The sequence below is a fragment of the Spirillospora sp. NPDC000708 genome (assembly GCF_040299565.1).
GTDB lineage: Bacteria > Actinomycetota > Actinomycetes > Streptosporangiales > Streptosporangiaceae > Spirillospora.
In genome coordinates this window covers 38,779-60,715 of the sequence record NZ_JBEPCJ010000020.1, presented here as the reverse complement: position 1 = coordinate 60,715, position 21,937 = coordinate 38,779, and the positions used below count along the sequence as shown (strand labels likewise).

Genomic DNA, 21,937 nt, shown 5'->3' with positions numbered 1-21,937 from the left:
GTACGGAGGACGAGGCGGCCCGTAAGGACCCGGCGGTTGGGGCCCATAGGGACCGGACGGTCCGTACGGGCGGCCATGGCCGCCGGGAGGCGGACCATAGGGGCCGTTCATAGGCCCATGCTCCGTGCCTCGCCCTTCTGGGCGAGCCGATCGCGCAGATGTGCGGCCTCCATGGCGGGCAGGCCGGGAATGGCCGCGTCCGTCGCCGCGGCCGCGGTGTGCATGCGCACCGTGGCGATCCCCATCCAGCGCTCAAGGAGACCCGCGGTCACGTCCACGAACTGCATGCGGCCATAGGGGACGACGATGAGCCGCTTGACGAACACGCCATGGGTCACCACGAGGTCGTCGGAACGCTCGACGTAACCGAAGGACCGGCGGTCGAGCTCCGCCATGACCCACGTGACGATGGTGACCAGCACTACCGCGGCGAGCCACATCACGGCGGCCACCGCGCCTCCGTTGCGCCACACCAGGAACGCGCCCACGGCGCCGATGGGGACCGCCCACAGCACGGCGGTGAGGAACCTGTGCGGTGCGTGCCGCGCGGAGATGGTCGCCCACTGGAGGCCCCCGCCGGGGGCGAACGCCTCGTCGGCCCGGTACGTCGGAGGCACCGCGGCGGGCGGGCCAGGGTGCTGCTGCGGCTGCGGACCGCCACCGGGCGCCACCTGCCCGCCCGCGCCGGGCACGAAGTCGGGCCGGCCAGGCGGCGGGCCCGCCGGGTCCTGCGGATGGCCGCCCTGTCCCGGCCCGGACGGCGCGGGAGGGTGCGCCGCGTCCTGGTATCCAGGCTGCGCGGCGGGCTCGTACGGCGGTTCGCCGTGGCTCGGGTTCATTGCCCCCTAGTCAACCGGATAACGGCCGCCGCTCGCCATGGGACCATGAAGCGGTGATCGGAGCGGCGGAGACGCGACCATGACCACCGAGCGGATCGTCGGGATCGGTGCGGGCGCCAAGGAGCTCGCCACCGAGGACATGACGTTGAACATCGGCCCCCAGCACCCGTCCACGCACGGGGTGCTGCGGCTGCGGCTGACCCTGGACGGGGAGCGCATCTCGGGGGCCGAGCCCATCATCGGCTACATGCACCGGGGCGCCGAGAAGCTCTTCGAGGTGCGGGACTTCCGGCAGATCATCGTGCTGGCCAACCGGCACGACTGGCTCTCGGCGTTCTCCAACGAGCTCGGCGTGGTGCTCGCCGTCGAGCGGATGCTCGGCATGGAGGTGCCGGTCCGCGCGGTGTGGACGAGGACGCTGCTGGCCGAGCTCAACCGCGTCCTCAACCACCTCATGTTCCTCGGCTCCTACCCGCTGGAGGTAGGCGCGATCACGCCGATCTTCTACGCGTTCCGTGAGCGCGAGACGTTGCAGCGGGTGATGGAGGAGGTGTCCGGCGGCCGCATGCACTACATGTTCAACCGCGTCGGGGGCCTGAAAGAGGAACTCCCCGCCGGCTGGACGGCGCGCGCGCGGACCTCCGTCTCCGAGGTGCGCTCAAGGATGGGCGACATCGCCGACCTCATCATGGGCAACGAGATCTTCCGCGCGCGCACGCGCGGCGTCGGGGTGCTCACCCAGGAACAGATTCTTCAGTACGGCGTGTCGGGCCCCATCGCGCGGGCGTCCGGTCTCGATTTCGACCTGCGCCGAGACGAGCCGTACCTCGCCTATGGGGAACTCGACGTGCCGGTGGTCACCCGGCAGGAGGGCGACTGCCTCGCCCGCTTCGAGTGCCTGCTGGACCAGGTGTACGCGTCACTGGACCTCGCCGACGCGTGCCTCGACCGGCTCGGCGAACTGCCGCCGGGGCCCGTCAACCAGCGGCTTCCCAAGGTCCTCAAGGTCCCCGAGGGGCACACCTACGCCTGGACCGAGAACCCGCTCGGCATCAACGGCTACTACCTGGTGTCGCGCGGCGAGAAGACGCCGTGGCGGATGAAGCTGCGGTCCGCGTCGTTCAACAACATCCAGGTGCTGGCCGAACTGCTGCCCGGCAACCTGGTCGCCGACATGATCGCGATCCTCGGCTCGATGTTCTTCGTCGTCGGCGACATCGACAAGTAACGATCGACAAGTAGCGGCACCGTGTCGGGGACGGCCGCAGGAGCTCACGCCCTGGAGGCGTTCCTGTCGCGCTCCTCCTCGTCGGGGTCCTTGGGCACACGGCACGCGTACTCCAGGAAGAACGCCGCGCCCACCAGCACCACGGCCGCCAGGAACGTGCCCACGCTGACGAAGAAGTCATGGCGCGGGGTCGACTTGTCCAGCGAGTCCGCCAGGCTGGCGGCGAAGCCGCCGAAGACGCCGGCGATGAGCGCGGCAGTGTGCGCGCTGGCCTTCCCCAGGGCCGCCATGCGCGCGACCACAAGGGGCTCCACCGGCTTGGTGTTCGGCTTGCGGCGGATCCGGCGCAGCAGGTTGTAGCCGGTGAAGGCCTCGCCGAGCGCCAGCAGCAGCAGTGTGGGCACCGCCGTCCACGGCAGGGGCGGCAGCGACACGTACGCGGAACGCAGCACCGCCCAAGTGATCACCGCGACGACGATCACCAGGGCGACGAGGAACAGCGGGCGGGAGGGTCTCATGCAGGCTGCTGCAGGGTCAGGTCGTCCCGGCGGCGAACGGCCGAAGGGCCCCCTTCCGCCTGCTTGGCCTCGGCCAGGTCGCCGACGCGGCCGTGCCCCGGCAGGAGCACGTCCGGCTCGATGTCGGCCCACGGCACGAGCACGAACGCCCGCTCGTGCGCGCGCGGGTGCGGGAGGGTGAGGTCGGGGCGGTCGGACGAGATGTCACCGAACACCACGATGTCGATGTCCAGCGTGCGCGGCCCCCAGCGGACCTCGCGGACGCGGCGCAGGGAGTTCTCGATGTTGAGGACGCGTTCGAGAAGATTCTCCGGCGCGAGCCTGGTGTCGGCCACCACGACGATGTTCAGGTAGTCGCCCTGTTCCGGGAGCGTCTCCCCGGGCGGTGCGAACGGGGCCGTCTCGTAGACCGGGGAGCAGGCCACGAACTCCAGGCCGGGGGCGTCGAACAGCGCGTCGACCGCCTCCTGGAGGTTGTCCAGGCGATCACCGAGGTTGCTGCCGAGCGAGAACACGACGCGGTGCGCGACCAGCATGTGGCCGCCGGTCGCGGTGCGATCGGGCATGCGGTCTGACGCTGTCATGGGCGACTCCTCCTGATCTTCACGGCGACGTCCGTGAAGGGATGCGGCACCGGGGCGCTCGGCTTGTGGACGGTGACCTCGACCTCCACCACCGCCGGGTCCTCCAGACATATCTTCGCGAGCCGGTCGGCCAGCGTTTCGATCAGGTCGACGGGCTCGCCCTCGACGGCCGCGACCAGCCGGCCGGCCAGCGTGCCGTAGTCGACGGTACGCGACAGGTCGTCGGTCTCCGCCGCGGGGCGGGTGTCGAGGCCGAGCGACGCGTCGACGACGAACTCCTGCCCGAGTTCGCGTTCCGCCGGCAGCACGCCGTGCCGCCCCCGGGCCCGCAGGCCGCGCAGTTCTATGCGGTCCAGTTCCATGCGGTCCAGGCTCATTCTTCCTCTGCATCCGCGGGAGTGAGGACGGGCGAGCCGTGGTGCAGCAGCAGCCGCCACTGCCCGTCGACGCGTACGAACAGTTTCGTGGCCACGATGCTCCCTCCCGCGAGGAAACCGGCCTCGGTGTCCTCGTCAGCGGTGAGGACGTTCTCCTTGCACGTGACCACGGCGTGGTCGCCGTAGACGTCCGTCTCGACGTCGGTCAGCACGAACTGGATGTAGGTGGTGTTGGCCATGATGAGCGCCCACGAGCGGAGAACCTCCTCGCGCCCGCGCAACATCGTCCAGCCCGGGTGGACGCAGGAGACGCCCGCCGCGTAGGGGCCCTCCGCCCACACGTCGGACATGCGGTCGAAGTCCCCCGCTTCGAAGGCGGCGTAGAACTCGGCGTGGACCTCTTCCAGGTCGGCGCGGTTCACTGCACGGCTCATCGCTGGTCGCCTCCGGGGTGCATGGGACGGGCGGCCTCGATCGCGGCCGCCACGCGTACGGCGTCCACGTTCGGACGTACCCGGTGCACGCGGACGCACCACGCACCGGCGGTCGCGGCGAGGGCGGTGACGGCGACGGTGGCGTCGTCGCACTCGGCGAACGGGCGGCGCGTCCCGTCCGGCTCGGCCAGCAGGGTCGTGAAGAAGCTCTTGCGGGAAGCGCCCACGAGAAGGGGGTAGCCCGTACCGACGAACTCGTCCAGGTGGGCCAGCAAGGCCCAGTTGTGCCCGGCAGTGGGGCTTTTGGCGAACCCCAGCCCGGGGTCGAGGACGACCATCGACGGGTCGACGCCCTCCCGCAGGACCGCGTCGACGCGGTGCAGCAGTTCCTCGCGCACTTCGCGGACCACGTCCGCGTAGACGGACCGGGTCTGCATGTCGTGGCTGTGGCCGCGCCAATGCATCACCACGTAGGGCACGTTGGCGGCGGCCACCACACGGGGCATGTCCGGATCGGCCAGGCCGCCGCTCACGTCGTTCACGAGACGGGCGCCCACGGAGACGGCGGCCTCCGCCACCTCCGCGCGCATGGTGTCGACACTGACCGGAACGTTCTCTTCCGTGAGCGCCTTGATGACGGGCACCACGCGGCGGAGTTCCTCGTCCAGCGACACTCGCTGCGCCCCCGGGCGCGTGGACTCCCCGCCCACGTCGACGATGTCGGCGCCCTCGGCGACGAGGTCCAGGCCGTGCCTGACGGCCTTCTCCGGATCGAACCAACTCCCCCCGTCGGAGAACGAGTCCGGGGTGACGTTGACCACGCCCATGACGAGGCATCGCCCCGGCTGGGGCAGCCCCGGAACGGCGGCACTGGTCATACAACAACCCTATGCCTTGCCTGCACCCCTTCAGATCGTCGCCCTAGGCCGCTCTAGCCCCGTCCTAGGCGCGCTCTAGGCGACGCGGGCGCGCCCGCGGCCTGCCTGGCCGACGGCCGTGGCCTGCTCGGCCGGCGGCCGTCGTCCCGCAACGGCGCTCGCGCCCCGGCCGTCCGTCGCCGCTCACCCATCACACGCTGAACGGGCCTCAGCGCGACGCTGAGGCCCGTTCGGACGTTCTGGGGATTCGAGATGCGGACGAGGGTCAGGGGCGGCCCAGGATCAGGCTCATCGCCTCGCTGCGGGTCTCCGCATGATCGCGGAAGTCACCGCGCACCGCCGAGGTCACCGTCTTGGCGCCCGGCTTGCGCACCCCTCGCATGGTCATGCACAGATGCTCGGCCTCGATCACGACGATCGCCCCGCGCGGCTCCAGCACCCGCATCAACGCGTCCGCCACCTGGCTCGTCAGCCGCTCCTGCACCTGCGGGCGACGCGCGTACACGTCGACCAGCCGGGCCAGCTTCGACAGGCCGGTGATCTGCCCCTTCTTGTTGGGCGTGTACCCGACGTGCGCCACCCCGTGGAACGGCACCAAGTGGTGCTCGCAGACGCTGTACACCTCGATGTCCTTCACCAGGACCATTTCCTCATGGTCGGCGTCGAACACCGTCGTCAGCGCGTCCTCGGGCCGCTGGCGCAGCCCGGCGAACTGCTCGGCGTACGCGCGCGCGACGCGCGCCGGCGTGTCGCGGAGCCCGTCGCGATCGGGGTCCTCCCCGATCGCGAACAGGATCTCGCGCACCGCCTTCTCGATCCGCGCGTGGTCGAACCCCGGAGGGTCCTCCCGCACGGGCTCTTCGTCGTAGGGGATGGCCAAGGCGGTCAGCTTTCGCCCGGGGCCGGGTCGGCGGACTCGGAGGTGACGCCGCCGCCCTGGCCGTTGTTCTTGGTCAGGTCGGTCACGTCCTGCGGGCCCAGCAGAGCCAGTTCCTTGGGCGTGAGCACCGGCGGGCGGTCCGACGGGAGGCGCTTGCCGTAGCCGGTGTAGGAGTTCTGGTGCGGCCGCTTCTGGATCGGAGCGAAGATCTGCAGCACCTGCTCCTTGGAGAGGGTCTCCTTCTCCATGAGGTTGACCACCAGGTCGTCCAGGACGTCCCGGTACTCCATGAGGATCTCCCACGCGGTGTCGTGGGCGGCCTCGATGTAGCGGCGCACCTCGTCGTCGATCGCGGACGCGATGTCCTCGGAGTAGTCCCGCTCGTGGCCCATGTCGCGGCCGAGGAAGACCTCGCCCTGCCCGGTGCCGAACTTGCGGGCGCCGAGGCGCTCGCTCATGCCGTACTCGGTCACCATGTTGCGGGCGATGGAGCTGGCCTTCTCGATGTCGTTGGCCGCGCCCGTGGTGGGCTCGTGGAAGACCAGTTCCTCCGCGGTACGCCCGCCCAGCAGCATGGCCAGCTGGTCGGTCATCTCCGAGCGCGTGGTGAGGAACTTGTCCTCCATCGGCAGGGTCATGGTGTACCCCAGCGCGCGCCCGCGCGGGAGGATCGTCACCTTGTGCACGGGGTCGGAGTTCGGCAGCGCGTGCGCCACCAGCGCGTGCCCGCCCTCATGGTAGGCGATGATCTTCTTTTCCTTCTCCGACATCACCCGGGTCTTGCGCTCCGGCCCGGCCATGACGCGGTCGATGGACTCCTCGAGGGTGTCCATGTCGATCAGCTTGCGGTCGAAGCGCGCGGTCAGCAGCGCCGCCTCGTTGATCACGTTCGCGAGGTCCGCGCCGGTGAAGCCCGGGGTGCGGCGCGCGATGACGTCCAGGTCGACGTCCGGGGCGAACGGCTTGCCGCGGCCGTGCACCCGGAGGATGCCCTTGCGGCCCTCCAGGTCGGGACGGTCCACGGTGACCTGCCGGTCGAACCGGCCGGGACGCAGCAGCGCCGGGTCCAGGATGTCGGGGCGGTTGGTCGCCGCGATCAGGATCACGCCGCCCTTGACGTCGAAGCCGTCCATCTCGACGAGCAGCTGGTTCAGCGTCTGCTCGCGCTCGTCGTGGCCGCCGCCGAGGCCCGCGCCGCGGTGCCGGCCGACGGCGTCGATCTCGTCGATGAAGATGATCGAGGGGGCGTTGGTCTTGGCCTGCTCGAACAGGTCGCGCACCCGGGAGGCGCCGACGCCGACGAACATCTCGACGAAGTCGGAACCGGAGATCGAGTAGAACGGCACCCCCGCCTCGCCGGCCACCGCGCGCGCGAGGAGCGTCTTACCGGTGCCGGGCGGGCCGTACAGCAGCACGCCCTTGGGGATCTTCGCGCCGATCGACTGGAACTTCGCCGGGTTCTGCAGGAAGTCCTTGATCTCTTCCAGCTCCTCCAGGGCCTCGTCGGCCCCGGCCACGTCGGCGAAGGTGGTCTTCGGGGTGTCCTTGGTGATGAGCTTGGCCTTGGACTTGCCGAAGTTCATCACCCGCGAGCCGCCGCCCTGCATCTGGTTCATGATGAACAGGAAGATCAGCACGATGACCACGATGGGCAACAGGCTGAACAGCAGGTTCAGGAAGAAGCTCTGCTTGGGGACATCAACGTTGTAGCCGCCGGGCAGCTTGCCCGCGTCGGCCTGCTTCTGCAACTGGTTCTGCAACTGCAGGCCCTGGCCGTCGACCCAGGAGGCCTGCTGCTGCTTGCCGTTCTTGAGCGTGACCTCGATCCGCTGGTCCTTGTCCACGATCTTCGCGGACTTCACCTGTCCGGCGTCGATCTCCTGGACCACCTTGGAGGTGTCGGTCTTCTCGAACGAACGGCCGGGGTTGACGCCCCACATCACCAGGGCGACCAAAAGGCCGAACAGCAGGATCCACAGCAGCGGCCCGCGAAAATAGCGCTTCACGTCCATTTATCCGGTTACCCCTACGGGGCCCGTCCCTCCTGACCAACGTCTGTGTGCGATCCTCGCCCGTCCCGGGGGGCGGACGCCACTGCGACCAGCAAGGCCCGTCGCCCGGGGCTCCGGACCCACCGAGGCGGTCTCCCTCACATGGCTCCCTGACCCGAGGGCCCGGGATAGTGACGGTACACCGCAGGGCACAGGAGACGCAGCCAGCGCCGATCTCCTGATCCTCTTCATATACCCGTCAACGACCTTTGCAACGATCCGTCACGGCCCCTTGTTCCCTGGGGGCTCCCAGGGAACGCCGGTAGACCGCGCACGGACGGGTTCAGGAGCCCTCCCCGCCGTACACATGGGGCGCCAAAGTCCCCACGAACGGAAGGTTCCGGTACTTCTCGGCGTAGTCGAGCCCGTACCCGATGACGAACTCGTTGGGGATGTCGAACCCGATGTACCTGACGTCGAGGTCGGTCTTCACCGCCTCGGGCTTGCGCAGCAGCGCGCAGATCTCCAGGGACGCCGGACCGCGCGAGCGCAGGTTGCTGACGAGCCACGACAGCGTCAGGCCCGAGTCGACGATGTCCTCCACGATGAGCACGTGGCGGTCGAGGATGTCGGTGTCCAGGTCCTTGAGGATGCGGACCACGCCCGACGACTTGGTGCCCGACCCGTAGGACGAGACGGCCATCCAGTCCATCGAGGCCGGCGTGTGCACCGCGCGCGCCAGGTCCGCCATGATCATGACGGCGCCCTTCAGGACGCCGACGAGGAGCAGGTCCCTGCCCTCGTAGTCGGCGTCGATCTGCGCGGCGAGCTCGCGCACCTTCGCCTGCAGGTCGGCCTCGGGGATCAGCACCTTCGCCAGGTCGTTGCCCAGGTCCTTCTCGTCCACAACCCCACCCTCATCGTTGTGACTCTTCGCCCGCCGCACGGAGCGGACGCCTTGCGCGACGGGCACGCCGTGTGACGAGACGCACACGGCATGGTGTCAAACCGGGCCGAACAGCAGCCTCCCATACCGCCGGAACGCTCGAAGGCCCCCGGGCAGGTCGACGTGCCGCTGGCCGTGCCAGGCCGTGACCAGCCGATCCACTGCATCGACATGGACGGCCGCGAGCGTACCCGGTGGGCTGCCCGCTTTCACCGCGGCCATCCGCAAGACGCGGGTACGGACGGCTCTGGGCAGTTCTTCGAGGCCGCCCACACGGATCGCGACGGTGTGGCCTTCGTCATCGACGGTGCGGCCTTCGTCATCGCGGTCGGATGCGTCATCGCGGTCGGATGCGCCTGCCCCGTCGCGGGCGGACGCGTCGTCGAGGAGTTCGTCGTAAGCGCGCGCGGCGAGACCGTCCAGGGCGTCGGCGTCGTCGCGCAGCATCCGGGCCGTTCGCGCCAGCGCCTCGGCCACGCCCGGCCCGATCGTCTCCTCCAGCACCGGCAGGGCCTGGTGCCGTAGGCGCACGCGCGTGTAGGCGGGGTCGTCGTTGTGGGGGTCGTCCCAGGGCTCCAAGCCCATCGCCAGGCAGGCCCTGCGCATGGTCGCCCGGTCGAGTTCCAGCAGCGGCCGGAGATACAGAACATGGCCCTGCGCGGTCGGGCGCTTGAGGGCTGGGGGCATCCCCGCTAGTGAGCGCGCTCCGGAGCCGCGTGCCAGCCCCAGCAGCACGGTCTCCGCTTGGTCGTCGCGGGTATGGCCCAGAAGGACCGCTGCCGCTCCGAGCCGATCCGCGGCGCGGTCCAAGGCCGCGTAGCGGGCGTTGCGGGCGGCGTTCTCCATGCCGCCCTCGCCGTCCACGGTGACCGCCACCGACCCGGCAGGGTCCAGCCCAAGGTCGGCGAGCGTCTGGACGACCGCGTCCGCGCGCGCGCCCGATCCGTCCTGTAGGCCATGGTCGATCGTGATGCCGCCTGCCTGGAGCCCCGCCCTGGGCGCCTCGAAGGCGAGGGCTCCCGCGAGCGCCAGTGAATCGGCACCGCCACTACATGCCACGAGCGTCATCGCACCAGCGGGCAGGTCGGCAAGGACGTGCCGCACCGCCCGCCGCACAGCCGCCACCGCCGGATCAGGCCCCATGGGAAACGTCTACCACCGGACGGCGCGGCATGGCGGAAGCGGTCTCCGCCCTCCCCGCCCGCTGGGCAGGCGGCTTGCGTGTCCTGTTATCGCGTCACGCCTCGCTGGCCTCGGGCGGGGCCACGTCGATGGCACGCGGGCCGATGACCCGGTTCATCCACTCGGCCGGTTCCTTGATCTCGTCGTGCGTGGGCAGGCTCTCCGGGGACTGCCAGACCTGGTTGAACCCGGCCATGCCCGCCTCCGCGACGACCCGCCGGACGAACCGCGAACCCTCCGCGTACTGCTTCATCTTCAGGTCGATGCCGAGCAGGCGGCGGATCGTCTTGTCCAGCTTGGAGCCGCCGTCGCGGCGCCCCTGGAACCGGGAGCGGATCTGCTCGACCGAGGGCACGACCTCGGGACCGACCGCGTCCATGACGTAGTCGCCGTGCCCCTCGACCAGGGTCATCACCGCGGTGAGCCGGTCCAGGATCTTGCGCTGCTCGGGAGTCTGGATCGCGTCGATGAGGTTCGCGTCCCCGCCGCGCATCGCGTCGGCGACGGCCTCGGCGGCGTCCCGGATGCGGTCCAGCATCACGCCCGGGTCCAGGTCGGACGCCAGCAGGAACTGGGTCATCTGGTCCTGCACGTACTCGCGCAGCCACGGAACGCCGGTGAACTGGGCGCGGTGCGTCTCCTCGTGCAGGCACACCCACAGCCGGAAGTCGCGCGTGTGGACGCCGAGCTCCTGCTCCACATGGACGATGTTGGGCGCCACCAGGGTGAGGCGTCCGGTCGGCGCCTGCCCGGACGGGTCCGGCGGCAGGAACAGCTCGTACTGGCCCAGCACGCGGCTGGCCATGTAGGCGAGGATCGCGCCCACCTGCATTCCGGTCACTCGCGAACCGACCGCCTGCACGACCACATTGCCGGCGCCGCCCAGCGGGCCGGGGCCTCGGCGCTCGGTCATCTGCTCCATGAGCGGTTCCAGCACCACCCGGAAGCCGTCCACGTTGGCGCGAATCCATCCGGGCCTGTCCACGACCGTCGCCGGTGCGGGATCGAGCTCGGAGGCCATGCCCGTGAAGTCCCGCACGTGCCCGTGCGCGTCCCTTGACAGCTCGCGCAGCTCCGCCACGACCGCGCGGGCCTCCTCGTGGCTGACCTGCGGTCCTGGACGCACCAGACGGGTTCCCGCCTGCACCGCGACGTTCCAGTCGATCATTGAGGCGCTCATGTGCTCCACCGTACTTTTCGGACACGGCGCCGGGGCGCCCCTGCACGATCGTTCAACGAACAACCGTTCTGGTTATCTCCCGTACGGCCCCGCCCACACTCCGGCGGGCGCCCGCAGGTGCGGACGATCAGCGGCCGCGGGCGGCCGCGCCTCAGCAGCCGCAGGTGGCGACGGCGGCCGCGAGCTGGTCGAGCTTGCCCGGATCCACCGGCCCCTTCCCGTCGCCCGCCATGAACGCGAACGTCAGCAGCCGGCCGTCGGCGTCGTAGGTGAGGCCGGCCAGGGTGCTGACCCCGGCCAGCGTGCCCGTCTTCGCGCGCACGACGCCCGCGGCGGCCTGGCTGGTGGCGAGCGTGTAGCGCGGCGGTCTCAAGGTGCCCGAGAACCCCGCTATGGGCAGGCCGGTGATGACCGAACGCAGCTGCGGGTGCGCGGGGTTCGCCGCGAGGGCGACGATGCGGGCGAGCGCGAGCGGCGTGATGCGGTTGCGCGGCGACAGGCCGCTGCCGTCGTTGACCGACACGCCCTGCGTGACGCCGAGCCTTGCGAGCGTCTGCCGCACCGCCTGCGCCCCGTCCACGAACGTGGCCGGACGCCCGAGCTTCATGGCCACCTGCCGGGCCACCGCCTCGGCCACGTCGTTGTCGCTCTCGGTCAGCAGATGCTCGATCAGCGCGGAGAGCGGCGGGGACTGGACCGCGCCCAGGCGCTGCGCCCCCTTCTGCGCGACGGTCCTACGCCCCGCCTTGGCCGCCACCCCGTTTCTGGTCAGGAGGCTCGCGAAGATGCTCGCGGCCGCTGCCGGCGGGTCCGACACCCGCGCGCGCTTGGTCGGGTCCGCCGGGGAGACGCGTCCCTCGTCCACGGTCAGGGCGGTGACCGGCGCCAACTCGCCTTCCGGCAGATAGTTCGGCTTCCACCCGGCCGCTGTACGCGGCCCCTGGTACGCCGAGGCGTCGTAGTCCACGCGCACCCGCGTCACACCCGACGCCTTGAGCGCGGTGGCGGTCTGCTTCGCGAGGTCCAGCAGCGATGCGTAAGGCGGGTGGCCCTCGTCCGCGCGCGAGGGAAGGGCCGTCAAGGTAGGATCCCCGCCTCCGACGAGGACGATCCCGCCGCCGGTACCGCGCACGACCTGGGTGGTGATCCGGTGCGAAGGACCGACGGTGGCCAGTGCGGCGACGGTCGTCGCCAGCTTGGTCGTGGAGGCGGGGGTGGCGGGCTGGTCCCCGCGCTGCGCGAACAGCGTACGGCCGGTCTCCGCGTCCACGACCACGGCGTTGATCTTCGCCTTCGGGCCGCCGATGAGCGCCGCCAGCCGGCCCGACAGGGCCTGGGGGTTCGGCGCGCGCCCCCCGGCGGGATCGGCGGCGGGGATCCGGGCCGACGACCGCACCAGATCGCGCGCCGCGACGCCCGGCGGCTGCGGGGACAGGTGCCGGTCGGGTGTGAGTTTCACCACTGCCAGCCCCGCGCCGACGACGAAAACGTTAAGGAGGGACAGCGACAGTACGGCGAGGGCACGACCGCGTGCAGGCACGTGACCGCCCCTCTCCCACTCAGCACTCACCAACGTGCGACATCCTTATATAAGGGAACTCACCCCTGTGGGGGTCGGCCTCGCCCGCACAGACCCCCGAAAGACTATTCACTGCGACCGCGCAGGGAGCGGAGGACATCTTGGATTTCGACGTCACCATTGAGATCCCCAAGGGCCAGCGGAACAAGTACGAGGTGGACCACGAGACCGGCCGCATCCGGCTCGACCGCATGCTGTTCACCTCGACGCAGTACCCGGCCGACTACGGGTTCATCGAGAACACGCTGGGCGAGGACGGCGACCCTCTGGACGCGCTGGTGCTGCTCCAGGAGCCGACGTTCCCCGGGTGCCTCATCCGCTGCCGCGCGGTGGGGATGTTCCGGATGACGGACGAGGCCGGTGGTGACGACAAGGTCCTGTGCGTGCCCGCGACGGACCCGCGCATGGAGCACCTGCGCGACATCCACCACGTCCCCGAGTTCGACCGGCTGGAGATCCAGCACTTCTTCGAGGTCTACAAGGACCTGGAGCCCGGCAAGTCCGTCGAGGGCGCCAGCTGGGCGGGACGCGTCGAGGCCGAGGCCGAGATCGAGCGGTCCCGCAAGCGCGAGGCCGAAAAGGGCGGTCACTGAGCAGCGTCCGGGCACTCCCGGTCCCCCACAAGGACCGGATCCGGAAGCCGCGCGACGGCGTAGATCCGCTCCCCGCCGTACGCGCCCCAGGATTCGCGTAGAGCCCTTCCGTACGGGTGACCGTATGGAAGGGCTCTCGCTTCCGCGCAGAGAGCGTTCGCCCCTGCGCGGGCCATGTGCGGTCACCTGCCCGTGCCATGCGGCGCCATGCTCAGCCCGCAGGACGGGTGGCTCCGATCAGATCGCTCCGGTGGATGCTGGAGATGCGCACGCGCGCGCCCGTGTAGGGCGCCTCCACCATCCGGCCACCGCCGATGTAGACGCCCACGTGGTGGATGGTGTCGGGGTTCGAGGTGTCGGTGGCGAAGAACACCAGATCCCCGGGGCGGAGCCTGCGGACGGGGATGTGCGGGCCCGACGTCCACTGAGTGCCCGTCCAGTGGTCGAGCCGGATGCCCGCCTTGCTCCACGCGTACATGGCCAGGCCCGAGCAGTCGAAGCCGAGAGTGCCCGCCCCCCGGTCGACTCCTAGGCTGGGGCCGTCGTACGTCCCTCCGCCCCAGGAGTACGGGGTGCCGAGCCATTCGAGCGCCGCTCGCGCCACGGTCGCACCGCGCCGGACGACGTTCGCCGTTTCCAGGCCGGCCCGCGCCTTGCGATCCGCGCGTGCTTCGAGCGCCCGTTCCCGCTCGCGCGCGAGTCGCTCCGCGCGCGCTTGGGCCGCGCCGAGCCGCTTCTCCAGCGCGCGCTTGCGGTCGGCGATCCGCCGGATGGACGCCTGTTGCGCCGCGACCGCCGCCTGAGCCTGCGCCTTCGCTACTTCCGCGCTCTTGGTCGCGGCCATCTGCCCTTGGAGCGCGGCCTGCGCCTGCCGCCGGAACACGTCCGCGACGGTCTTGGACGCCTCGACCCGGCGGACCATCGCGGTCCGCTGCTCGGCCAGGACGTCCACCATCCCCGCCCGGTCCATGAAGCCCTGCGGGCCGCCCCTGCCGGAGATCGCGGAGGAGACCCGGTCGTAGCCGGTGTTGTCCTGGTACACGCGGGCGGCGAACGACGCCAGCTGGTCCTGGGCCTCGCCCACCCTGCGGGCCGCCTCGGTCAGCCGCTGCTGCGTGTCACGGTAGGCCTGCTGGGACCGTTCCAGCTTGACCCGCTCCCCGTTGTAGCGTTCCACCGCCGCCTCGGCCGCGGCGTTCAGCCTGTCCAGCTCCCCGTCCGCCTGCGCGAGCTCGGCTTTCGTCCGGCCGATGGCCGCGGCGCGGTCCTTCACCAGCTGCCGGCTCTTCTCGACGTCGTGCGCGCTCGGAACCGGCTTGCCCGCGGCGCGCGGCGCGGTACGGGCCGACACCGGCGGGGTCAGCCAGCTCATGCCGACCGCCATCCCGGCGGAGAACACCATCAAGCGAAGGGTCGCGTTCCTGGCGGAGGACACCGTTCCGCGACGGCGAGGCTCTACTGCGCTCGGTCCCATGAACACGTCCTCCCCCTGGCGCGTTTTACTTAGCGCAAATGATCACCTACGAAGCGTAGTTGAGACGGGCAACAATCGGAACGTCCGTCACGCGGGCGTCGTGCTTCCGTTCGAGGCGGACGGTGCGCCGGACGCCGACGAAGAGGCGGGCGGGTCCGACGGCGGAGGCGGATCCGGTTCCCCGCCCGAAGGCGGGGCTTCCCCGCCCGAGGGTGGCGGATCGGACGACGGCGGCGGGTCCGACTCCGGCGGCGCCGACGAGGGCGGCGGGCTCGGGTCGGACGACGTCGGCGGATCACCCGGCCGGTCCGTCTCCGGCGGAGTGGACGGGGCGCCCGTACCGGGGCCCGTCGGAGGCGGGGTGGGATTCGAGCCACCGCCAGGCGTACTTGGAGTATCGGCACGCCAGGTGACGCACACCTCGGTTCCGCCCGGCTGGAACGAAATGCCGCCCTCTCCCCGCGCACGCGAGCGGCGGGACACATGCACGGAGACGGAGACGGTCTGGCCGGCCTCCAGTCTCCCGGAGGACCTGCTCAGTCGGAGCGCACCCCAGGTCTTGGCGCTCCACGCCACGGGTCCTCCTGTGGCCTGCAGCTCCACTGAGCCGTCCGAGCCTCCAGCAAGGTCCAGGTACAGCGGGGACACCACGAGGACGCTCGGCGGTTTCGCCGGTGAAGGCAGAGGGCCTCCCTGCGCCGGCGCGGGGGGCGACGGGTACAGGGCGGTGGGCGGCGCGGAGGAACCTAACGAGCCCAATGGAAAGGTGGCCGAAACCGGCGCGGCGTCGACGACACCATCGCGGCCTGCGCCCGGACGGCCGTCAGCCATCGGACTGTGGGAAAGACCTGGAACCGCACTGGGCCGGGGTCCAGTCAGAGCGCCCGCCCGCCCGGTGTCCTCCGCCTGGCCGAACAACCCGCGCACGGCGGCGATCCCACCGCTGAACAGGACCGCCACCATCACGAGTACGGCGAAGGCCCGGGCGGCCTGCGCGGCCAGCCCGTCCGGCGGTAACGCACTGCGCTCACCCTTCGGCCGCCTTCGCAGGAAGAGCCGCCTTCTGGGACGAGGCACCCGGCCCTGGCCGGCGGCCTGCCCCGACTGCACAGGAAACCCGGCCGAAGTGAACTCGGTGACGCGGGTGGCCACGAACAACCGGTAGCCGACGAGTTCGGAATCCATGAAGCAGCTCATCACCCGGAGCCGCAGATCCTCGGGCGGGTCCGCGTCCGGGAGCAGCCCGTACACCTTGGCCGCCGATACGCTGCGCGGCCGGAACGGGCCGCAGGCTGAGCATTCCTGGGCGTGCGCCAAGAGCCGCTCGCTCAGTTCCCCGGTGAGGTCACCGTGCCGCTGCCGCAGCAGCCGAGCACGTTCCGCGCAACCGTACGGACCCTGCTTCACCAGGATCTCCGCCGTCAACGCCGCTTCGAGTTCGGCGTGCGCGCGCTCCAGGACCGCCTCGGCCTCCTTGCTCGGGACATCGAGAATGGCCGCCAGATCCGGAATGGACATCTGGTGCCGGACCCGTAGCTCAAGGACTTCCCTGGAAACGGCCCGAAGCGACGCCACGGCCTCCCAGGCGGTGATCCGCTGATCGACGTCCTCCTGGTCGTGGCTGGCGACCGGCAGGTCGGGCGGATGCTGCCGCACCGGCGACCGCCGGGCGCACTCCAGCCGCGCGATGGCGTACAGCCACGGCCCGAACCGGTCCGGATCGCGCAGCTTGCCGATGTGCGCCTCGGCGACGACGAACGCGTCCCGCAGCGCGACCTGCGCGGCGTCCCGCTCCCGCAACTGGAACCAGCAGTAGGCGTAGAGCCGATCGGCGTAGGCCGCGTACATGGCGGCCGGGGCGCCGACGTCGCGCCCGCGCAGCGCCTCGACCAGGAGATGGTCGTTCATACCAGAAAAGGTAAAGCCTCCCGTAGGGCTTTACTGGCAATTTCAAGAGATCGAACTCGGTGACACCGCTCAATTCTTCCGCATTTTTAGATGCTTTTCCCGAGTGTTGCATTTGGCCGTTTTAGCGGGGATTCGTCCGGTCTCCCACCTCCCGCCCGACCGGCGGCCGGGGGCGCGCCCGCTACCGGGCCCGCGTATTTGACACTGTCATCGTGACAGTGTCATCATCGAGCCATGGACGTCACCTGGACCATCGGAGAGCTGGCCGAGCGCGCCGTCGCGGTGCTCGCCGCCGGCGAATCCGCGCAGGTCAACGGCCGGGTGCGCGACCTGCCCAACGAGCGGCTGATCCGCTGGTACACCACCATCGGGCTGGTCGACCCGCCCGCCGGCCGGCGCGGTCGCACCGCGCTCTACGGCCCGCGGCACCTTCTCCAACTGGTCGCGGTCAAGCGGCGCCAGGCGGCGGGCCGCTCGATCGCCGAGATCCAACTCGAACTCGCCGCGGCGACCGACGCCACTCTCGAACGCATCGCCGCCCTCCCGCCCGGCGCCATGGATTCCGCAGCGGAAATGCCGTCCCCGGCCGCCGGAGCGACCGCGGTCGGTTCGGCACCCGACACGGAAGCGGATGACGCAGAAGCAGCAGCTACAGAAGCAGCTGACGTAGAAGCAGCCGACACGGAGACGGCCGGTTCTGTGCGGCAGCCGACCCGGCCGCGCCCCGAAGCCGCCCCGACCAACGACACCGCGACCCCGCGCGCAGCGTCCGCGGAAACCGCACCGCCCGCCGACGGCGCACAGCAGGCCGACAGCGGTCGGCAAACGGACGACGCACGGCAATCGGCCAGCGCACAGCAATCGCATGACGCGCAGCAGGCCGACGGGGAAGCGCGGGCCAGAGGGCGCTTCTGGAGCGCTCGCCCCGACATGTCGTTCGGCCGAGCCACTGTGGCGGCGGACTATGCCCGTCCGGTCCTACCCGTCGTGCAAGGCGTCCGCCTCGCCCCCGACCTCACCCTCCTGCTGGAGGCCGGCTCGCTCAGCGCCGACGACCTCCGCGCCATCGAGACCGCAGCGCGGCCGCTGCTCGACGAGCTGGCCGCGCGGGGGCTCATCGCCTCCCCCGCAGACTCCGCTCGCCCGCCCGCCGATCCTCCCCGGAGGCCGCAATGACCGTTCGCATACTCCCCCTGCCCGAGACCGACGCGCCCGCGGAACCCGGCGGCGGGCTCGGCGCCCTGGCCACCGACCGGGGCAACCTTCCGCTCGACTCCCTCGACGTGCACGCCGCGATCACCGGCCTCGCCGCCGGCGTCGAGGTCGTCCAGGGGTTCCACAACCCGTTCGACGTGCCCCTGGAGGCGACCTACATCTTCCCGCTGCCCGACCGCGCCGCCGTGACCGCGCTGCGCATGGAGGCGGACGACCGGGTCATCGAGGGGACGTTGAAGGAACGGGGCCAGGCCCGCCAGGACTACAGCGCCGCCATAGCGGCGGGGCAGCGCGCGGCCATCGCCGAGGAGGACCGCCCGGACGTGTTCACCATGCAGGTGGGCAACATCCTCCCGGGCGAGCGGGTGACGATCCGGCTGGGGCTCACCCAGCCGCTGCCGCACGAATCGTCCTCCACGGCGACGTTCCGCTTCCCGCTCGTCGTCGCCCCCCGCTACATCCCGGGAACGCCGCTGGACGACGAGGCCGCGGGCGACGGAGTGGCCGAGGACACCGAAGCGGTGCCGGACGCGTCCCGGATCAGCCCGCCGGTCCTGCTGCCGGGGTTCCCCAACCCGGTCCGGCTCGCGATCAGCGCCGACATCGACCCGTCCGGACTGCCGCTCACCGAGATCCACTCGGCTCTGCACGTGGTGACCGAGGAGAGCGGCGGCGACCGCACCACGGTCCGGCTCCATCCCGGCGAGCGCCTCGACCGCGACTTCATCCTGCGCCTGGGCTTCGCGCCGCAAGAGAGCGCGGCGCTGTCGCTGGTACCGGACGAGAGCGGCGACGAGGGCACTTTCAGCCTGACGGTCCTTCCCTCGGGCGACGCCCGGCCGAGCCCCCGCGATGTGGTGCTCGTCCTCGACCGTTCGGGCAGCATGAGCGGCTGGAAGATGGTCGCCGCCCGGCGGGCCGCCGCGCGGATCGTCGACACGCTCCGCGACGAGGACCGGTTCGCCGTCCTGTCCTTCGACAGCGTCGTCGAGCGCCCGCGCGGCCTCGGCTCGGGGCTGACCGCCGGCACGGACCGCAACCGGTTCCGCGCCGTCGAGCACCTGGCCGCGCTGGACGCCCGCGGCGGCACCGAGATGCTCGCCCCCCTCGACGAGGCATGCGGCCTCTTCGCCCGCTCCAAGCGCGACCGGGTGCTGGTCCTCATCACCGATGGGCAGGTCGGCAACGAGGACCAGATCCTCGCGCGCCTGGCGCGGCGGCTGCGGGGCGTGCGCGTCCACACCGTCGGCATCGACCGCGCCGTGAACGCGGGCTTCCTGAACCGGCTGGCCTCGATCGGCCAGGGCCGCTGCGAGCTGGTCGAGTCCGAGGACCGTCTCGACGAGGCCATGGACGAGATCCACCACCGCATCGGCGCGCCCGTCGCCACCGGCCTCTCCCTGCGGGCCGAGGGCCTGGAGATCGTCCCCGACTCGGTGGCGCCCGCCCGGCTGGGCGCCCTCTTCCCGGGAGTGCCGCTCGTGATCGCGGGGCGGTTCCGCGGCGCGACCGCCGGATCGATCACCGTTGAGGGCACCGCGTCCGACGGCACCGCCTGGCGGCAGCAGGCGCCCGGCACCATCGCCCGGAACCCCGCCGCCACGGCGATCTGGGCACGCGCCCACCTCCGCGACCTCGAGGACCGCTACACCGTCGGTGGGCCCCCCGACCTCGAAGAGCGCATCGTCGAGACCTCGCTGCGGTTCGGGGTGCTGTGCCGCTTCACGGCCTTCGTCGCCGTCGACAGCCGGGTCGTGACCGACTCCGCCGCGCCGCACCAGGTCGTCCAGCCCGTCGAGATGCCGGACGGCTGGGCCGCCTCCGCACCCGCCCCCGCGGTGTACGGATCGGCGAGCCCCCTGATGGCCCCGCCGTTCGAGCAGCTCGAGGGCGCGGCTCCGGCGCGGCCCAGCTTCGCGCCACCGGCCCCCGGCGGACCTCCGCGTCCGAGCGCCGCCCCTTCGCCGGCCGGTCCGGCCGCGCCCGGCAGCGCACCCCGGAGCAGGCGCCCCGCCGGCGGCGGTGCCCCGGCTCCCGGTGGTCCGCCCGCGCCGCCGGCCGCCCCGGTGCCCCCGGACGCCTTCGACGATCACGACGACCTCGACCTGCCCGACTTCCTCCGGGACACCGCGCCCCCCGTGCCGCCGGCCGGCGACACCGGCACGCCTTCCGGCTACGGCTCACCCCAGCAGCCCTCGACGCCCGACCTCGATGCCTACAAGCGGGAACTGGCACGCCTGCTGGAGTCGCTGCGCGGGGCCCCGTCCGACACCGCCCACCGCATCGGCCGCCTGCAGCACGAGGCGCTTCCGGCGCTGACGTCGGTCGTCGAACGCATGGGTGCGCATTTCGCGCCGGACGCCGAGCCCCTCCGAACGCTGGAGACGCTCCGCCAAGCCCTGCTCCGCATCGTCCCGACGAGCCCGAAGCGCGAGGTCGACGACCTCTGGACCCGCGTGCTCCAGACCCTCGGCGAGTTCACCGGCGAGCCCGTCCGCCCGCCGACCCGCCGCCCCTTCTGGAAGCGAGGCCGGTGATCCCACCTGCGGACGACGAAGGGGCGGCCTCCCGGTCGGGAGGCCGCCCCTGGGGCCCGGCGTGCAACCGGGGACGGAGAGGTCAGGCGCGCTTGGCGCGCGTGATGCGGAGCAGCGGGATCAGGTTCAGCGCCAGGCCGACCACCGCGACGCCGCTGACCAGGTTGACGCCCGGGTGGAACTCGGCGAAGCCGCCGCCTCCCCCGGCCGTGCCGCCCGCGACCAGCGCGGTCACCACGGCGAGGACCAGAGCCGCGCCGACCTGGCCGGACGTCTGGACCAGGCCGGAGGCCAGGCCCTGTTCGGAGTCGTCGATGCCGTCGGTCGCCTGCGCCATGATCGAGCTGAAGCCGAACGCGAAGCCGCCGCCCAGCAGGAGCATCGTCGGCAGGATCGTGAACGCGTAGTGCGGGGTGTTCCCGGCGGTGGCCAGGAACCACACGTACCCGAGGCTCAGCGACGTCATGGAGCTGATGATCAGCCGCGGCGTCCCGTAGCGGTCGATCAGCCGGCCGACGAACGGGGAGCCGAACGCCACGATGAGCCCGGCGGGCAGCAGCGCCATGGCCATCTTGAGCGGCGACCAGTGCAGGACGTCCTGCAGGTACAGGGTCATCATGAACTGGAAGCTCAGGTACGAGCCGAAGAGCGCGACGATGCTGAGGTTGGCGCGGACGATGGTGCCGATCCGCAGGATGCCGAGCCGGATCAGCGGGTGCCGCACCTTGTTCTCGGTGACGACGAAGCCGATCAGCAGGGCGGCGGCGAGCGCCACGGAGCCGAGCGTGACCGGGTCGAGCCAGCCGCGGTCCGGCGCCGAGACGACGGTGTAGACGGCGAGGAGCATGCCGCCGGTCAGCGTGACGGCGCCGACGAGGTCGTGACCGCCGTCCGCCGCGGCCTTGTCCCGCGGGATCAGGGCGATGCCCGCGGCCAGCGCGACCAGGGCGAGGGGAACGGGGGTCAAGAACGTCCAGCGCCAGCCGAAGCTGGTGAGCAGCCCGCCGAGGATCAGCCCGGAGGAGTAGCCGCTCGCGCCGAAGACCGAGAACACCGACAGCGCCCGGTTGCGCGCGGGTCCCTCGTGGAAGGTGGTGGTCAGGATGGACAGGGCGGTCGGCGCGGTGAACGCGGCGGCCAGGCCCTTGACGAAGCGGGTGACGATGAGCAGCGTCCCCTCGCTCACCAGGCCGCCCACCAGCGAGGCGGCGGCGAACACGGCGAGCGCGATGAGGAAGACCCGGCGGCGGCCGAGAAGGTCGGCCGTGCGTCCGCCGAGCAGCAGCAGGCTGCCGTAGCCGAGCACGTAGCCGTTGACGATCCACTGCAGGGACGTGGTGGACAGGCCGAGCTCGGTCCCGATCGAGGGGAGCGCGACGCCGACCATCGAGACGTCGAGTCCGTCGAGGAACAGCACGGCGCACAGCACCGCGAGGACGCCCCACAGCCGGGGAGTCCAGGCCTGCTCGGCCGGCGCGCTCGCGGCGGCCGGGCCGCGGACGGCGGAGGCGGGTGAGGTGTCGGTGAGAGTCACGTCGGAGGACGATACATGCACATGCATTCAATGTCCAAGCATAAATTTCGTGCGAACTTA

At 71.3% G+C, this 21,937-nt stretch carries 19 protein-coding genes; 4 read left to right on the top strand and 15 right to left on the bottom strand.

Translation table 11 applies throughout. From position 1 onward, the window contains the following. Window positions 1-107: 107 nt before the first annotated feature. Window positions 108-839, bottom strand: coding sequence for a PH domain-containing protein (locus tag ABT299_RS16860; RefSeq protein WP_500251326.1), 732 nt, complete (start codon window positions 837-839; stop codon window positions 108-110). Between the two features lie 79 nt (window positions 840-918). Here ABT299_RS16860 and ABT299_RS16855 point away from each other — a divergent pair, with 79 nt between their 5' ends. Next, the gene (locus tag ABT299_RS16855) at window positions 919-2,067 is read left to right on the top strand and encodes an NADH-quinone oxidoreductase subunit D (protein ID WP_500251325.1); all 1,149 of its coding nucleotides are present in this window, start codon (window positions 919-921) and stop codon (window positions 2,065-2,067) included. A gap of 44 nt (window positions 2,068-2,111) precedes the next feature. On the opposite strand, the gene ABT299_RS16850 is transcribed toward ABT299_RS16855, so the two are convergent. From ABT299_RS16850 to dacB, 11 genes are all read right to left on the bottom strand, one after another. After that, a complete protein-coding gene (locus tag ABT299_RS16850; protein WP_190859533.1) occupies window positions 2,112-2,585 on the bottom strand; it encodes a DUF3180 domain-containing protein in 474 nt (157 codons plus the stop codon). Further along, the gene (gene folK / locus ABT299_RS16845) at window positions 2,582-3,169 is read right to left on the bottom strand and encodes a 2-amino-4-hydroxy-6-hydroxymethyldihydropteridine diphosphokinase (RefSeq protein ID WP_190859535.1); all 588 of its coding nucleotides are present in this window, start codon (window positions 3,167-3,169) and stop codon (window positions 2,582-2,584) included. The genes ABT299_RS16850 and folK overlap by 4 nt, the downstream gene beginning before the upstream one ends. Beyond that, window positions 3,166-3,531: a dihydroneopterin aldolase gene (gene folB / locus ABT299_RS16840; protein ID WP_190859615.1), complete on the bottom strand. Its 366-nt coding sequence runs from the start codon at window positions 3,529-3,531 to the stop codon at window positions 3,166-3,168. Before folB ends, folK begins: the two co-directional genes overlap by 4 nt. Window positions 3,532-3,542: 11 nt before the next feature. Next, a complete protein-coding gene (locus ABT299_RS16835; protein WP_190859537.1) occupies window positions 3,543-3,980 on the bottom strand; it encodes a nuclear transport factor 2 family protein in 438 nt (145 codons plus the stop codon). Beyond that, on the bottom strand, window positions 3,977-4,858 hold the full coding sequence (folP, locus tag ABT299_RS16830; protein WP_241755835.1) for a dihydropteroate synthase: 882 nt from the start codon (window positions 4,856-4,858) through the stop codon (window positions 3,977-3,979). Before folP ends, ABT299_RS16835 begins: the two co-directional genes overlap by 4 nt. Before the next feature lie 265 nt (window positions 4,859-5,123). Beyond that, on the bottom strand, window positions 5,124-5,738 hold the full coding sequence (gene folE, locus ABT299_RS16825; protein WP_194737086.1) for a GTP cyclohydrolase I FolE: 615 nt from the start codon (window positions 5,736-5,738) through the stop codon (window positions 5,124-5,126). A 5-nt stretch (window positions 5,739-5,743) separates the two neighbouring features. Next, window positions 5,744-7,750, bottom strand: coding sequence for an ATP-dependent zinc metalloprotease FtsH (ftsH, locus tag ABT299_RS16820; protein WP_190859539.1), 2,007 nt, complete (start codon window positions 7,748-7,750; stop codon window positions 5,744-5,746). A 322-nt stretch (window positions 7,751-8,072) separates the two neighbouring features. Further along, window positions 8,073-8,636: a hypoxanthine phosphoribosyltransferase gene (gene hpt, locus ABT299_RS16815; RefSeq protein WP_190859541.1), complete on the bottom strand. Its 564-nt coding sequence runs from the start codon at window positions 8,634-8,636 to the stop codon at window positions 8,073-8,075. Window positions 8,637-8,732: 96 nt separating this feature from the next. Then, window positions 8,733-9,818 (bottom strand): tRNA lysidine(34) synthetase TilS, encoded by a 1,086-nt coding sequence (gene tilS / locus ABT299_RS16810; RefSeq protein ID WP_500251324.1) that lies wholly within the window; start codon window positions 9,816-9,818, stop codon window positions 8,733-8,735. Window positions 9,819-9,912: 94 nt separating this feature from the next. Beyond that, a complete protein-coding gene (locus tag ABT299_RS16805; RefSeq protein WP_190859621.1) occupies window positions 9,913-11,025 on the bottom strand; it encodes a zinc-dependent metalloprotease in 1,113 nt (370 codons plus the stop codon). 163 nt (window positions 11,026-11,188) lie between these two features. Then, complete coding sequence (gene dacB, locus ABT299_RS16800; protein WP_500251323.1) at window positions 11,189-12,496, bottom strand: D-alanyl-D-alanine carboxypeptidase/D-alanyl-D-alanine endopeptidase; 1,308 nt, start codon at window positions 12,494-12,496, stop codon at window positions 11,189-11,191. Between the two features lie 221 nt (window positions 12,497-12,717). On the opposite strand from dacB, the gene ABT299_RS16795 reads away from it, so the two are divergent. Then, window positions 12,718-13,209, top strand: coding sequence for an inorganic diphosphatase (locus tag ABT299_RS16795; protein WP_190859550.1), 492 nt, complete (start codon window positions 12,718-12,720; stop codon window positions 13,207-13,209). Window positions 13,210-13,420: 211 nt separating this feature from the next. Here the strand turns inward: ABT299_RS16795 and ABT299_RS16790 are convergent, their stop codons facing one another. After that, entirely contained in the window at window positions 13,421-14,611 is a 1,191-nt protein-coding gene (locus tag ABT299_RS16790; protein ID WP_500251322.1) for a C40 family peptidase, read from the bottom strand. A gap of 159 nt (window positions 14,612-14,770) precedes the next feature. Then, a complete protein-coding gene (locus ABT299_RS16785; RefSeq protein WP_500251321.1) occupies window positions 14,771-16,531 on the bottom strand; it encodes an RNA polymerase sigma factor in 1,761 nt (586 codons plus the stop codon). Between the two features lie 294 nt (window positions 16,532-16,825). Here ABT299_RS16785 and ABT299_RS16780 point away from each other — a divergent pair, with 294 nt between their 5' ends. Together ABT299_RS16780 and ABT299_RS16775 are read left to right on the top strand one after the other, a co-directional pair. Then, the gene (locus ABT299_RS16780; protein ID WP_500251320.1) at window positions 16,826-17,767 is read left to right on the top strand and encodes a MerR family transcriptional regulator; all 942 of its coding nucleotides are present in this window, start codon (window positions 16,826-16,828) and stop codon (window positions 17,765-17,767) included. Further along, on the top strand, window positions 17,764-20,343 hold the full coding sequence (locus ABT299_RS16775; protein ID WP_500251319.1) for a VIT domain-containing protein: 2,580 nt from the start codon (window positions 17,764-17,766) through the stop codon (window positions 20,341-20,343). Before ABT299_RS16780 ends, ABT299_RS16775 begins: the two co-directional genes overlap by 4 nt. A gap of 82 nt (window positions 20,344-20,425) precedes the next feature. On the opposite strand, the gene ABT299_RS16770 is transcribed toward ABT299_RS16775, so the two are convergent. After that, the gene (locus ABT299_RS16770; protein WP_500251318.1) at window positions 20,426-21,877 is read right to left on the bottom strand and encodes an MFS transporter; all 1,452 of its coding nucleotides are present in this window, start codon (window positions 21,875-21,877) and stop codon (window positions 20,426-20,428) included. Window positions 21,878-21,937 lie beyond the last annotated feature (60 nt).